At 73.7% G+C, this 14023-nt stretch carries 10 protein-coding genes and 1 pseudogene; 6 read left to right on the top strand and 5 right to left on the bottom strand.

Annotation, left to right across the window (positions count from 1 at the left end; translation table 11 throughout):
* Window positions 1-342, top strand: a pseudogene (locus E1211_RS32475) (hypothetical protein); the annotation flags it as partial.
* Window positions 339-887 carry a hypothetical protein gene (locus E1211_RS12225; protein WP_132348529.1) on the top strand — a complete coding sequence of 183 codons (549 nt, stop codon included), beginning with the start codon at window positions 339-341 and terminating at the stop codon, window positions 885-887. The pseudogene E1211_RS32475 and the gene E1211_RS12225, both read left to right, overlap by 4 nt.
* A gap of 13 nt (window positions 888-900) precedes the next feature.
* On the opposite strand, the gene E1211_RS12220 is transcribed toward E1211_RS12225, so the two are convergent.
* The gene (locus E1211_RS12220; RefSeq protein WP_132348527.1) at window positions 901-1344 is read right to left on the bottom strand and encodes a hypothetical protein; all 444 of its coding nucleotides are present in this window, start codon (window positions 1342-1344) and stop codon (window positions 901-903) included.
* Between the two features lie 148 nt (window positions 1345-1492).
* Here E1211_RS12220 and E1211_RS12215 point away from each other — a divergent pair, with 148 nt between their 5' ends.
* Genes E1211_RS12215 through E1211_RS12205 form a run of 3 tightly spaced genes read left to right on the top strand, consistent with a single transcriptional unit; the run spans window position 1493 to window position 4700 of the window.
* The gene (locus E1211_RS12215) at window positions 1493-2437 is read left to right on the top strand and encodes an SseB family protein (protein WP_132348525.1); all 945 of its coding nucleotides are present in this window, start codon (window positions 1493-1495) and stop codon (window positions 2435-2437) included.
* Window positions 2434-3417: an SMI1/KNR4 family protein gene (locus E1211_RS12210; RefSeq protein WP_207915346.1), complete on the top strand. Its 984-nt coding sequence runs from the start codon at window positions 2434-2436 to the stop codon at window positions 3415-3417. The genes E1211_RS12215 and E1211_RS12210 overlap by 4 nt, the downstream gene beginning before the upstream one ends.
* The gene (locus tag E1211_RS12205) at window positions 3414-4700 is read left to right on the top strand and encodes a S8 family serine peptidase (protein WP_132348523.1); all 1287 of its coding nucleotides are present in this window, start codon (window positions 3414-3416) and stop codon (window positions 4698-4700) included. Before E1211_RS12210 ends, E1211_RS12205 begins: the two co-directional genes overlap by 4 nt.
* An 11-nt stretch (window positions 4701-4711) precedes the next feature.
* Here the strand turns inward: E1211_RS12205 and eccB are convergent, their stop codons facing one another.
* Both eccB and eccD read right to left on the bottom strand, forming a co-directional pair.
* A complete protein-coding gene (gene eccB / locus E1211_RS12200) occupies window positions 4712-6106 on the bottom strand; it encodes a type VII secretion protein EccB (protein ID WP_132348521.1) in 1395 nt (464 codons plus the stop codon).
* Between the two features lie 7 nt (window positions 6107-6113).
* Window positions 6114-7490: a type VII secretion integral membrane protein EccD gene (gene eccD / locus E1211_RS12195; RefSeq protein ID WP_243709508.1), complete on the bottom strand. Its 1377-nt coding sequence runs from the start codon at window positions 7488-7490 to the stop codon at window positions 6114-6116.
* Between the two features lie 213 nt (window positions 7491-7703).
* Here eccD and eccCa point away from each other — a divergent pair, with 213 nt between their 5' ends.
* The gene (gene eccCa, locus E1211_RS12190) at window positions 7704-11654 is read left to right on the top strand and encodes a type VII secretion protein EccCa (RefSeq protein WP_132348517.1); all 3951 of its coding nucleotides are present in this window, start codon (window positions 7704-7706) and stop codon (window positions 11652-11654) included.
* A 45-nt stretch (window positions 11655-11699) separates the two neighbouring features.
* On the opposite strand, the gene E1211_RS12185 is transcribed toward eccCa, so the two are convergent.
* Both E1211_RS12185 and E1211_RS12180 read right to left on the bottom strand, forming a co-directional pair.
* Window positions 11700-12722, bottom strand: a complete 1023-nt coding sequence (locus E1211_RS12185; RefSeq protein ID WP_132348515.1) for a hypothetical protein — start codon at window positions 12720-12722, stop codon at window positions 11700-11702.
* Window positions 12719-13954 carry a type VII secretion protein EccE gene (locus tag E1211_RS12180; RefSeq protein WP_132348513.1) on the bottom strand — a complete coding sequence of 412 codons (1236 nt, stop codon included), beginning with the start codon at window positions 13952-13954 and terminating at the stop codon, window positions 12719-12721. The genes E1211_RS12185 and E1211_RS12180 overlap by 4 nt, the downstream gene beginning before the upstream one ends.
* Window positions 13955-14023 lie beyond the last annotated feature (69 nt).

The raw sequence follows: 14023 nt of genomic DNA, 5'->3' as shown, positions 1-14023 counted from the left end.
ACAGGCCCACACCCCACCAACCGCTTCGGCGGGCCGCAGCCCTCGGCGCTGCTCGACCCGGGCGAGTGGCTGCTGGTCGCCGACTGGTGCGGGGAGGCGTCGGAGATCGCCGAGCGGCAGGGTGACGACGCCGAGGCGGCGGACCTGCGCTGGACCGCGGTGGCGGCCATGGAGGAGATCCGCAAGTTCGTTCCGGCGGAGGGCGACGTGGTGCCCGAGTCGGCGTTCTGGTCGACCCGGGGCCGTACGGTCTACCAGCGTGACCCGGGCCGCTTCCGGCGTCGACGGCTCGAAGGGATCCGCGACTTCTACCTGGACCACATGCCCTGGAGCCCGTCGTGAGCGCGCTGGCCGCCCGCAGCGCCAACGAGGCGCACCTCTACATGGATCTGCACCCCTGCGGCTGCGGGGAGGGCCGCTTCCCCCGTGCCTCCGCGATCCTCGCGCTGCCCGACGGCGAGCTGGCCCGCCGGTACGCGGGTGCCTGCGAACGCTGCGGCACCGCCCGGGAGTTCCTCTTCCGGCTGCCCGCCGAACCGGAGAGCGCCGAGGGGGTCTTCCGCTACGGCGCCGCCGAGCCCTCCGCGCTGATCGACGCGGGGGAGTGGCTCTGGGTGGCCGAGGGGCACGCGCGGGGCGTACCGGCCGGTGCGGAGCGGTTGCCGGCGGCTGACCGGCGGCGGTGCCGTACCCGCCTGACGGCGGCGGTCGCGGCGGTGGACGAGGTGCTGAAGTTCGTGCCGCCCGGGGGTGGTCGGGTGCCGTTCACCGCCGTCTGGAGCCCGCTGGGCCGCTCGGTCTACCAGCGGGAGCCGGGCCGGTTCCGGGCCAGCCGCCTCACCGCCGTCCGTTCCGCTTACGACACCGCGCTTCGGCGGCTGGGCTGACGCCGGGGGAGCGTCACCCGGCGCTGCCGCTCGGCGCCGCGGGCGGGGTTCCCGTGAGGTTGAAGTCGCACTGCGGGGAGGCGTTCGTCGCCGTCTCGACGACCTGGCCGTTGATGCGCAGTCGGCACTCGACCGACGGCTGGCCGTTGACGAAGGCGAGCCGGTCGTCCACAGTGGGCTTCTTCCGGGCGGTCCCGTTGACGTAGACGTACACGTCGTCGGGCCAGGTCAGCGTCAGGTCCTTCACCCAGTTCGGCGCCGGGGTGTGCTCCTCCTTGTTGGCGACGGTGGTGTGCCCCCACTGCACCACGAGGTCGAAGAACTCGGCCGGGCCGACCAGCGCCAGCTCGAGGGTGACCTTCTGCTGAACCGGCTTCTGCGCGTCCAGCGCCGAGGTGTCCGGCGAGCAGCCGGCCAGCAGGGCGGTCAGCGCGGCGATCGTGGCGACACGTCGCATGGATCCTCCTCAGGGGACGTCGATGGACGGCGACCGGCCCGTAGCCTAGCGTGCGCCGTCGGCGGGGTCCCGCCCATCGACGTCGGATCGCTAGGCTCGGACCCGACGGCGCGGGAAGCGCGACGGTGCGTGGGGGAGGAGACCCGTCGTGGACGAGTCGTGGCGGCCGGCCAACGACACCGAACGGGCGCTGCTGCGTGCGGCGCAGGCCGACGACCGGGTGGAGTTCTTCCGGATCCTGACCCGGGCCGAGCTCTACCTTCCGCAGCTGAGCGGCGACACCGACACCGCCGGCCAGCGGTTCATCACCATGGACCTCTTCGGGCAGCCGTTCCTGCCCGTGTTCACCTCGGTCGAGACCATGGCGCCGAGGATCGCCGGGGTGGCCGACGCCTACACGGTGACCGGGTACGACGAACTGCGTGAGCGGTGGCCGATGGCCGACTGGAAGTTGGCGGTCAACCCGGGCACCCCCCTGGACGTGTACCTGCCGGTGGAGGCGGTCCAGGCGGCGGCGGACGGCGAGCTGACCGTACCCGCGGGTCTGGAGGTCCTCGCCGACGTCGCCGAGGCGACCGCCGGTGAGGAGATCACCGCTGCCATCGCCGACGGCGACGACGGCGACCTGATGGCGGAGTTCGAGGCCGCGATGGCGCGGACGGCGCGCACCCCGGAGCCGGACACCGCCGAGCTGCTGCTCACCGCCGGGGAGAGCGGGGACGTGGCCGGCTACCTGGACGCCCTGCTTGACGCGATGGTGGTGCTCCCGACCGCCCGCCCGGTGGACGATCCGGCCCAGGTGGTCGACCTCGACTTCCCGTGGCGTCCGGTGGGGCCGCCGGAGGCCCCGGTGATCGAGGTCTTCACCACCCCGGAGCGCTTCCAGCGGGCCTACCCCGACGGCGCGCCGAGCCTGCGCGCCACTCTCGTCTCGCTGCTCACGGTCTGGCCGGAGGGGCATGCCCTCGCCGTCGACCCGGACTCACCGGCGGGCATCACCCTGCCTCCCGAGCAGGTGCAGTTCCTGCTGCTCTGGCCGTCCGCCGACGAGGAGACCTCCGACGGGGACACTGCCGGCAGGTGGCCGAGGTGAGTGCGGTGCCGCGGATTCCCGGCTCGGGGTACGCCTTCGGCGTGTTCCACCCGGCCTCCCCGATGCTGCGGATCCGCTACCGCCAGGGTGTGGCCGTCGACCCGCACGGGTTTCCCGACTGGCTGCCGTACGCCCGCGAGGTGGTCGAGCTGCCGCCGCCGCCACCCGGCACCGGCGTCGACGTGGCCCGGGTGCTGGCCGTGGTCACCGCCAACCTGACGCTGGCCGACCCGGCCGACCTCGACGTCCCCGACGTCCGTACGCCGGTGGGCTGGACCTGGGCGCACCTGGCCGGAGCCCGCCGGGTGGCGCTGGTCCCCGCCGAGCTGCACGCCGCCTTCCGGCACCTGGGCGGGGTCAGCACGGGAGACGCCGACCACGGACGGCGGGGGTTGCCGGTGGACACCGCCGAACCGCCGCCGATCGAGGTCGCCGAGCGGCTGTCGCCCGAGGTGGTGGCACTCGTCGAGGAACGGGTCGGTGGTCCGCTGCCCGCCGGCTACCGCGACTTCCTCGCCCGCACCAACGGTGGGCGGCCCGGGTGGCCGGCCGTGCACCCGCGTTTCGGGTTCGTGGTCGACCAGCCGTTCCTCGGTGTCGCCCGCACCGACGGGCTGCAGGACCTCGGCTACGCCAACACCTGGTGGGCAGACCGCTTCCCCGCGCAGTGGCTCGCCGTCGGCTACGTGCAGGGCGGGCTGCTCCTGGTGAAGATCCGGGGCGGAGACGAGGGGTCGGTCTGGTACTGGGACGATGACGACCCGCGAGCCCGCGACGGCGACAGCGCCGCGGAGATCGGTGAACGGTTGCTGCACCGGTGCGCGGACGGCTTCGGCTCCTTCTGGCAGGCGCTGCGCGCGGTCCCCGCCACGCTGTGGGAGTCCGCCGTCACGGCGGTCGCCGAGGGCCGGGCGGTGCGGGTCGACGACGACCGGATCGGTACGGCCCTGCCGGCCACACGGCGGGCCGCGGTGAGATGACGGAGGTACAGGTCGGGATGGCGAACCGTCGGCTGGCACGGACGGTACGACGCTGGACGGCGGGGGTGGCCGCCGCCGGCACCGTGGCCGCCGTCCTGGTGGGGCCGGCGGTGCCGGCGCAGGCGGCACCGGAGTGCGCGCAGCCGGGTGGCCAGGTCACCGCGATGCCGTGGGCGCAGCAGGTGCTCGCGCCCGAGCAGGTCTGGCCGTTCAGCCAGGGAAGCGGAGTGACCGTCGCCGTGCTCGGCTCCGGTGTGGACGGTTCGCACCCGCAGCTGCGCGGCCGGGTGCTGGAGGGCTACGACGCGGTCCGCCGATTCGGCACCGCGAACAGCGACTGCACCGGGGTGGGCACCCGAGTGGCCGGGCTGATCGTCGCCCGGCGGACCGAGGGGGCTCCGTTCACCGGACTCGCACCGGCGGCCCGCATCCTGCCCGTCCGGGTACGCGACGACGCCAGCCTCAACGACGCGCCGGCCGATCCGCAGGTGCTCGCCGACGGCATCTCCTGGGCCGTCGACCGGGGTGCCCAGGTCGTCGCGGTCACCATCGACTCGGACCGGGACGCCCCGGCGTTGCGGGAGGCGGTGGGCAGGGCGGCCGACCGGGGGGCCATCGTGGTGGCCGCCAGTGGCGACCACGGCGACGACGGCAATCCGCAGTCCTACCCGGCGGCCTATCCGGAGGTGCTCGCGGTCGGGGCGATCGACCAGCAGGGCCAGCGCTGGGTCCGGTCGCAGTTCGGTTCCTACCTCGACCTCGTCGCCCCGGGGGTGGGCATCACCACCACCCAACGCGGTGGCGGGCTGACCGAGGCGGCCGATGGCACCGCTCTGGCCTGCGGCTTCGTCGCCGCCTCGGTGGCGCTTACCCGGGCGAAGCGGGCCGACGCGCCGCGCAGCGAGCTGATCCGGCTGCTCACCGCCAACGCGGTGCCCGGAGCCGACCGGCAGCAGTACGGGCACGGCTTGGTGAACCCGTACGGCGCGATCAACGGCCAGTTGCTGCCGAACAAGAAGCCGGCGTCGCCTCCCGGGTTCACCGCCGCCGCCGAACGGACCGACCCGGCCGAGGCGGCGAGCCGCCGCACCGCGCTCACCGGCGCGCTCGCCGCGCTGATCGTGGTTCTGCTGGTCGCCATCGTCGCGATCATGCTGCCCCGGGCGCGGCGGCGGCGCTGGCGGGCGGCGGTCGCTCCCCGTCCGGTGACGCGGCCGGAGCCCGACGAGCCGGGGCCGCCCGTTCAGCTCTTCGACGAGGTCCCGGCCGGCCCGGCCCGCTGACGTCCGGGCGCTCAGCTCCCCGCGCCGGCCACCGCGGGCAACGTGGCCGCGCGGGGATCGAGCGACGGCCCGGTCGGGATGAGCAGGATCAGGCTGGGCGGCACGTCGAGCGCCGCCTCGGCCGGGTAACCGAGCAGGCCGAGCACCGCCGCCGACGGGACCGGATACCGGATGCCGAGGTCGGTGACGATGCTGTACGAGCCGGGGCTGTTCAGCGCCTTCAGCACGGTGACGCGCCCCGCCGGGGCGAGAATCCGGTCCGCGAGCGGGATACCGTCGGGTGAGACCGAACCGGTCGGCGTGGCCCGGTCCGCACCGGCCACGCTGCCGCCCACCGTCAGCTCCGGTGGCTCGCCGGCGCTCCGGGTGACGGCACAGATCTGCTGACCGCTGTCGACGGTGACGAGCCGTGGCGGCGTGGCCGGCGGCTGACCGCTCGCCGCAGGCGGGGGAGACTGGTTGCTCCTCGGCAGCGAGGTCACCTCGGAGATCGGCACCTCGATCGACTGGTGACCGTACCGCCCGCTGAGGATGGCCTGCTGCACCGGAGTGATCGGCGCCACGCCGTCGGCGAGCACCAGGTAGTGCTGAGGTCCGGAGCCGGTCTGCGCGACCAGCAGGTCACCGTTGCGCCGCCCGCGCACCGCGTTCGACTGCTTCTCCCGGTTCGCGATCGGCACGGCGGCGAGGTCCGCCCCGGCCGGCAGCGCGTTGAGCCAGGAGGTGCCGACCGGCGCGGGGGTGACGGCGCCGAAGAGCGCGGGCACCAGGACCTGGGACTCCTGCACCAGGTGACGGCGACCGTGCCACACCAGGTACTTCATGCCGAGCGCGGCGTCCGCGACCAGAAGTCCGCCGTCGCCGATCCCGGTCGCCCCGGACGGGGCGGTGGAGAGCGCGAGGGTCACCGTGGTCGCCGCCTGCCCGCTGCCGCCCCGGTTCGGCGTCGAGCAGACCGACCACGGCAGGCCGGTCTGCCCCTTCACCCCGGGCAGCGAGTCGGGCGCGTTCGGGATGCCCATCGGGACGCCCCGCGGCACCCCGGCGAGGGTCCCGCCGGAGACGCGCGCCACCGGAGCGCCGGGCCGGCCCACGGCCAGCAGCGCGGAGGTGTAATTGAGCGTCGGATGCAGCCTGCCGTCCAGGTAGACGTAGGTAGCGCCGTTCTCCTTCTCGACCACCACCGAGCCGGGCTTACGCCAACTGTCGCCGCCCACCTTGGTCAACAGGCCGTAGATGCCGACACCGGCGGCGACGAGCACGGCGATCATCAGCCCGCCGAAGAGCGCGCCGATGCCGCGGCGCAGCGGTGACTGTTGCGGATCGGTCTCGCGCATCACGAAGGCGGAGATGACCCGCTGGGTCATGAACTGGTACGACTGAAGTTGATCCCGCCGTGTCGCCATCCGTGCCTCACCCGCCGATCGAGGCGAACATTCCCTGGATCGCCCCGAACAGGCCGATCACCGCGCAGGCCAGCGGAATGAGCGCCATGATGGCAACCACGTCCGCGATGTCGGCGGCCCGGCCGAGGTAGGGCGTCGGCCGCCGCCGGCTGAACCGAAGCCCGGCAGCCAGCACCACCGCCGCCGCGGCGAGCACACCGACCAGGAGCAGCAGTCGTCCGCCGGCGGACTCGGTGCCGGACATCTCACCCATCGCGAGGGCGACCAGCCCGAGCAGGCCACCTGCCAGCAGCGGAATCCGCTGCTCGGCGGTGGGGAAGAGCCGGGCGCGCAGCAGCATCGCACCGGACCCGCAGAGGGCCAGCAGCGCCCCCGCCGGCGTCTGGTCGTGGTTGAGGAGGAAGGCGATGGCCAGCGCGCCGCAGATCGAGACGGAGAGCAGCATCCCGGTGAGCAGCTCGGCGGCCCGCGCGACGGTCACGAAGACCTTCGCGCGCTCGGGCACCGGCCGGTCCTTGAGGATCTCCTCCGGTCGGTCGGGCAGCTCCGGCACCGGCAGCTTGCCCAGCCAGCTGGCGATCAGCGGGTAGCCGGGCAGCAGCCCGATGACCGTGGTCAGGGTGGCGGCCGCCGCGCCGGCCGGGGAGACCCCGGCGTAGCTGAGCAGCGCGGCGAGCAGGCCCGTCACGCTGGCCGCGAGCCCGGCCATGAAGAGCCGCTGCACGCCCGCGACGGTCGCGTACCCGATCAGGCTGAAGACCAGCAGCGTGGACGAGCCGAGCAGCAGCCCGGGGGCGCCGATGCCGGTGACCGGGGTGCCGTCGGGGGTCGCCAGCAGCGCTCCGCCGAAGAACCCGTAGGGGAGGCCCGCCGCCGCCACCACCGCGCCGCTGGTGGCGTCACCCATGGCCCGGGAGAGCACCGGCCCGGCGACCGCCAGCAGTAGCGCGACGCCGAGCGCCACCAGGGCCGGGACGAGCCACGGCGAACCGACCGCCAGCAACGCGACCAGGCCGACGCCGAGCAGCGCCGCGGTGACCGCGAGCGCGCATCGTCGGGTGGCGTCGTCGCTCCAGGGGCGGCCGGCTCGGCGCGCGCTGCTCGCGATCACCTCGACCACGTCGTCGTACGCCAGCTCGGGCCACTCGTCACGGCCGGGCGCCAGGTGAAGCAGCTCGCCGTCGCGTACGCCCTGGGCGGAGAGGTTCCGGGTGGGCTCGAGCAACGTGCCGGTGGCCCGCCGGAGCACCCAGCCGCCCTGCTGTTCGCCGACGTCTCCGAGACCTTCGCCGGCGTGCCGGAGCAGGTGCGGCATCAATTCCGCAACGAGCATGGCGTTCGGTAACGCCACGTCCATCCGCCGCTTGGGAGCGGCGATAGTCACCCTGGCCAGACTGAGACCGCCGGGGGCCGTCACGCTGGTCACCTCCCGTGCATGCGTCTGCGCGCGGTCGCTCCTCGGCCTCCGCGCCGGTCAACGTAACACGACGGGATCGAAGCCGACGTCCGTCCGTCCATGGGCAGCGGTCCCTGCACATGACGAACGGCCGATAGGATTGGCGCCGCTGTCGGCCAATGTGGTGGGAGGGACTGGCAGATGTCGTCGTTGGTGGTCGTCAAACGGCCGCCCCGTCGGCCGGCGCCCGTGCTGCCGACCGGTGAGGTATTGCTCGACCCCCCGCCCGAGGTGCCCGTCGCGGGTGGCCGTGGCTGGACCCGCATGTTGATGATCCTGCCGATGGCGGCGGGTGCCGCCGCGATGGGCCTGATGATGGGCATGCAGCGCGGCGGCGTGATGACCTATGTGGTCGGTGGGATGTACGGCGTCTCCATCCTCGGCATGATCGCCGTGATGGTGGTGAACCAGTCCGGCCCGGGCAAGAAGGAGATGATCGAGTCCCGCCGGCAGTACATGCGCCGACTGGCTCAGCTCCGGGCGCAGGTACGGGCCACCATCCGCCAGCAGCGGGAGGCCCTGCACTACCGGCACCCGGACCCGGACGCGCTCTGGTCCACCGTCACGAGCGGGCGGTTGTGGGAGCGGCGCCGCGGTGACGCCGACTTCGGCGTGGTGCGGATCGCGCTGGGGCCGCAGGAGGTGGCGACCCCCCTGGTGCCGCCGCAGGCCCGGCCGGTGGACGAGCTGGAGCCGCTCTGCGCGCTGGCGCTGCGCCGCTTCGTCTCGACCTACTCGGTGGTGCCGGATCTGCCGGTGGCGATCGCGCTGCGCGACTTCTCGCACGTCTACCTGCGCGGCGAAGGCGATTCCGTGCCGGACCTGGTCCGCGCGATGCTGGCCCAGATGACCTCCTTCCACGCCCCCGAGGACCTGCTCGTCGCGTTCTGCGTCGCCGAGGACCGGCGGGCCGAGTGGGAGTGGGCCAAGTGGCTGCCGCACGCCCAGCACCCGGACAAACTCGACGCCGTCGGGCCGATCCGGCTCTTCGCGCCGACAGTGGTGGCGCTGGAGGCGATGCTCGTCGACGTGCTGGCGAACCGGCCCCGCTTCGACCCCGCCGCGACCCAGTCGGCGATGCCCTACGTGCTCGTCGTGATCGACGGCGGATACGTCGGCGGCGCCGACCACCTGATGACCGAGGGCGGCCTGGCCGGGGTGACGGTCCTGGACCTCACCAGCCGGCCGCCTCGCCTGTTGGACGAGACCTCGGTGGTGCTGGAGGTGGCCGCGGACGGCAGCGTCTCCGGTACCACGGCCGACGGCAGCACCCGGGTCGGCCAGGCGGACGGCCTTGAGCGGGACCGGATCGAGGTGCTCTCCCGCGAGCTCGCCCCGCTGCGTCTCTCCGCGGTGTCCTACCAGGACCAGCCGGCGGTCAACGTCGACCTGGGCCTCGCCGAGCTGCTCGGCCTCGGTGACCCGTACGAGCTGGACCTCACCGAGAGCTGGGCGAGCCGCCCCACGCGCAACCGGCTCCGGGTGCCGATCGGCGTCAACGAGAGCGGCCGCCCCATCGAGCTGGACCTCAAGGAGTCCGCCCAGGAGGGCATGGGCCCGCACGGCCTGCTGGTCGGTGCCACCGGCTCCGGCAAGAGCGAGCTGCTCCGCACGCTGGTGCTCGCCCTGGCGGTGACACACAGCCCGGAGATCCTCAACCTGGTGCTCGTCGACTTCAAGGGTGGCGCCACCTTCGCGGCGATGGACCGGCTGCCGCACACCAGCGCGGTCATCACCAACCTCTCCGAGGAGCTCTTCCTGGTGGACCGCATGCTCGGCGCCATCCAGGGTGAGATCACCCGCCGGCAGGAGCTGCTGCGCCGGGCCGGCAACTACGCCTCGCAGCGGGACTACGAGCGGGCCCGGGCGGCCGGTGTGCCGCTCGCGCCGCTGCCGAGCCTGCTCCTCGTGGTCGACGAGTTCAGCGAGCTGCTCAGCGCCCGCCCCGACTTCATCGACATGTTCGTGCAGATCGGCCGGGTGGGCCGTTCGCTCGGCATGCACCTGCTGCTCGCCTCGCAACGGCTGGAGGAGGGGCGGCTGCGCGGGCTGGAGACGCACCTGTCGTACCGGCTGGGCCTGCGGACCTTCTCCTCCATGGAGAGCCGCGCGGTGCTCGGTGTGGCCGACGCGTACGAGCTGCCCCGCTCGCCCGGACACGGTTACCTGAAGGCGGGCACCGAGGGCCTGGTCCGGTTCAAGGCCGCGTACGTCTCCGGCGCGGTGCGGCACCACAGCGGCGTACCGACCGTCGGTGGCCGGCAGATCGACCCGGTACGCGAGTACGGCACCGACTACGTGCCGATGGCCACCGACGAGGAGCCGGACGAGACGCCGGAGGCGCCGAACGAGGAGTTCGTCGGGGAGAGCCTGCTCGACGTCCTGGTCGAACGGATGGAGGGGCGGGGTGCCCCGGCCCACCAGGTGTGGCTCCCGCCGCTGGACGAGCCGCCCACCCTCGACCAGCTCCTCGGTTCGATCGTGCCGATCCCGCAGCGGGGCTTCGCGGTCGCCGCCGAGGAGCGGCACAGCGCGCTGCAGGGCGTCGCCGGGATCGTCGACAAGCCGCTCGAGCAGAGCCGCGACCCGTTCTGGATCGACCTGTCCGGGGCGGCCGGCAACGTGATGGTGGTGGGCGCGCAGCAGACCGGCAAGAGCAACGTGCTGCGTACGCTCGTGGCGAGCCTCGCGCTCACCCACACTCCGCGTGAGGCCCAGTTCTACTGCCTGGACTTCGGCGGCGGCACGCTGGCCGCGCTGAGCGGCCTGCCCCATGTCGGTGGTGTGGCGAACAAGCGTGAGGTGGACAAGGTCCGTCGCACCATCGCCGAGCTGCACGGCCTGATGCAGGCGCGGGACGCCCTGTTCGCCACGGAGGGCATCGAGGGTGCGGCGGGCTACCGCCGGGCCCGCCGCGAGGGACGGTTCCGGCAGGACCCGTTCGGCGACGTCTTCCTGGTGGTGGACGGCTGGTCCACCCTGCGCTCCGACTTCGAGGACCTGGAGCCTCTGGTCACCGAGCTGACCAACCGGGGTCTCGGGTACGGCATCCACATCCTCGCCGCGACGAACAGGTGGATGGACGTCCGGCCGGCGGTGCGTGACATGTTCGGCACCAAGGTGGAGCTGCGGCTCGGCGAGCCGGCCGACTCGGTCATCAACCGGCGGGCCGCGGTCAACGTGCCCGAGCAGAGCGGCCACGGTCTCACCCCGGACGGCCTGCACTTCCTGGCCGGTCTGCCGCGCGTGGACGGCCGGCAGGAGACCGACGACCTGCCGGACGCCCTCGGCGCCCTGGTGAAGCAGGTCCAGCAGAACTGGACGGCGGCCGGCGCCCCGCCGGTGCGGCTGCTCCCGGCCGAGCTGCCGTACGACTCGCTGCCCGCCGCGCAGGGCGGGGTGATCCCGGTCGGCATCGCCGAGACCAACCTGCAGCCGGTCCGGCTGGACTTCGGCGCCGAGCCGCACCTGCTGCTCTTCGGCGACGTCGAGTGCGGCAAGAGCACCTTCCTGCGCACGTTGGCTCGCAGCATCGTGACGGGCAACGACCCGGCCGAGGCGCGTCTGATCCTGGTGGACTTCCGGCGAAGCCTGCTGGGTTCGGTGGAGAGCGAGCACCTGATCGGCTACGGCACCTCGCAGCAGGTCACCACCGATCTGGTGAAGCAGGTCGTCACGGTGATGAAGGAACGGCTCCCCGGCCGCGACGTGACCCAGGAGCAGCTGCGCAACCGCTCCTGGTGGAAGGGCCCGGAGCTGTATCTGCTGGTCGACGACTACGACCTGGTGGCCGGCGCGTCGGTCAACCCGCTGGGACCGTTGCTGGAGTTCCTGCCCCAGGCGCGGGACATCGGCCTGCACCTGATCCTCACCCGCCGCATCGGTGGCGCGGGTCGGGCCATGTTCGACCCGGTCATCGGTCGGATCAGGGAGCTGGCCTCGCCGGCGATCATGATGTCCGGTCCGCGCGAGGAGGGCGCGCTCTTCGGCAACATGAAGCCGCAGCGGCTGCCCGCCGGTCGGGGATGGCTCTTCACCCGACGGGGCGGTTCCCAGCTGGTCCAGCTGCCCTGGCTGCCGCCCAACCAGTGAACCGGGGTGGACCGGGCCCGCATCGCCGGCCCGGTCCATTCTCGCTCAACGGCGGGGCGGCCCCAGCACCTGGTGCTCCACGTCGGTCTGGTGCAGCCACAGGTGGCGGTCGCCGCCGACACCGACCATGGTCAGCATGTCGTCCGCCATCACCTGGAGGAACCGGGCGCTGTCCTGCGGCAGCCGCAGGGCGTGCTGGGCCAGCGAGGACTCGGCCGCCGTCAGTCGTTGCAGCAGGCAGAGCCCGCTCGCCTTGAGCGTCGGCCACGCGGCGGGTTCGAGCCGCCGCACGATGGTGAGTCGGGTCTGCCACGGCTGCTCCGGTAGCGCGGTGTTCAGGGCGGCCGGCGGCACATCGTGGATCAGCAGGGTCGGCCGTCGGGCGCTGGCCGGCCGGACGGCGCCCGGCGCGGTACGGATTTCCACCTGGTCGTCGACCCGACCCAGCGCGGCGGGGCCGAGGCCGTTCCACACCGCCGGTTCGGCGGTCACCACGGTGACCCGTGCCCCCAGGGCCAACGCACGGAAGGCGACGAGCTGACCGGCCCAGACGCCGCCGACCAGCGCGATCCGGGCGGGCTCGGGGTGGAACATCCGGACCGTGACAGGTGTCCGTCGGCGGTCGGCGCCCAGCACGAGACCGGCCGCGTACCGGGCCGGGCTGAGCTGGGACAAGGCCGCCGACGAGATGGCGTGCGTGCCGATTCGCAGCCGGGGCAGGCGTCCGGCCGGTCCCCCGTGAGTCGCCCCCGGTTCGGCCTCGAAGGGATGGCTGGGCGGGACGGTGGGTCGGGCCGGATCTCCGTGGGCCGCGGCGAGCGGCTTGGCCACGGCCCGGCTGAGGCGGTCACCGCGGGCCGTCGCCAGGGCGGTGGCCGTCGTGCCCGCCTCGCCACCGGCCGATGGCGCCGCGACCACTGAGGGGTTCTCGACCGCCGCAGGGGCCGGCTGAGCGGCGGTTGGCGGCGGGGCCGCCGCCGCGGCAGTGCCCGGGTGCGCCGAGCTGCCCGGCGACCCGCCGAAGGTGCTGGGTACCGCCGCGCGCCCCTTGTTGCCGGATTGGCTCATCCCGCGCCACCTCCCGTCGGCGCCGACGCGTAGACCGCCGGGCCGTGCTCGCCGTCGAGCGGGAAGAACTCCCCGCCCGCCTTGCCCACCCCGTCGGCGACCGCGCCGGAGAGCTGGGGGAGCGTCTGCGCCGGGCCGGTCAACCGCACCAGCCCGCGCAGGTCGAAGTCCTCGTCCGCGCCGTTCGCGGTGAGGGTCAAGGAGACGGTCACCATCGACATGGGAATGGTGTCCAGCCATCCGAGGAGCGGGCCGATCCGGTCGACCGCCGGCCATTGGCGGATCCAGAAGCAGCGATGCGCGAGCGCGCCGTACTGCCAGGCGGACCACTCCTCGCGGACCTGCTCAGCGCCGGCGGGGGTCTCCGGGGTGAACCCGCAGGACTGGGCGAGGGCCGCGACCAACGCCTCGGCGTCCAACAGCTGGTGCACGACCCCGACCCGGCGCAGCGACTTGCCGACCCGGCGGGCCAGCGCCGCCACCACGGACGGGGCGAGGCTCAGGTCGACCGCGTAGTCCGAGAGCGCCTCGGCGAGGGAGCGTGTGTTCAGCCGGACCGCGATCCAGGTCGTCCGCTCCGAGGGTACGACCGGGGCGTCCAGACCGGCCAGCAGCCGGCGGTAGGACTCCTTGGCCAGCGTGGTGGGGCCGGTCTCCGCGCCGTTCGGCGGCACCGTGCTGGTCACCACCTGGAGCACGGCACCCTGCTGGCCGGCTTCGGTGAGCGCGGCGGCCAGCAGGTCCAGCGGCAGCCCGGGGGCCGGCCCGGCGCCGGACTCCGGCGGGACGACGGCAGCCACGGCGAACCACCCGGCGTCGTCACGGGCCACACCGATCACGCTGCCGTCGGACATCGCGACGTTCTCCGCCGACAGGCTGGGGGCGAGGCGATGCAGGACCCCGAGGCGGGGATCGGTGGCGACCGGCGCCCCGGCACTCTGCCGGCGTCGGTGCCGGCGGGCCATGACCTGACGCTCCAGCCACCAGCGCCCCTGGGACCGGAGGAAGGTCACGGTCAGCACCAGGGCGCCGAGCACGGCGGTGCCGATGAGCACGGCCGTCCCGATCAGCCCGCTGGCCAGGATGCCCAGCACGACCGCCTCGAGAATGAACAGTTGCAGTACGTGCACCTCGCCGACCCGGCCCGGGCGGCGGCGGGCCCGAAGTCGCGGGGCTTCGGCGGAGCCGTCGGGTCGGGTGTCGGGGCGTACTGGTCGTGGTGCTCCGGTCATCTCCGGCTGCTACCTCCAGACGCATTGACTTGTGTGGTCCGCCCGCGGGCTCTGCTCATCATAGGAACC

The organism is Micromonospora sp. 15K316 (genome assembly GCF_004348525.1).
In the GTDB taxonomy this organism is placed as follows: Bacteria; Actinomycetota; Actinomycetes; order Mycobacteriales; family Micromonosporaceae; genus Micromonospora.
The sequence above is the reverse complement of the archived record's forward strand: the minus strand, read 5'-3'. Positions and strand labels throughout refer to the sequence as shown.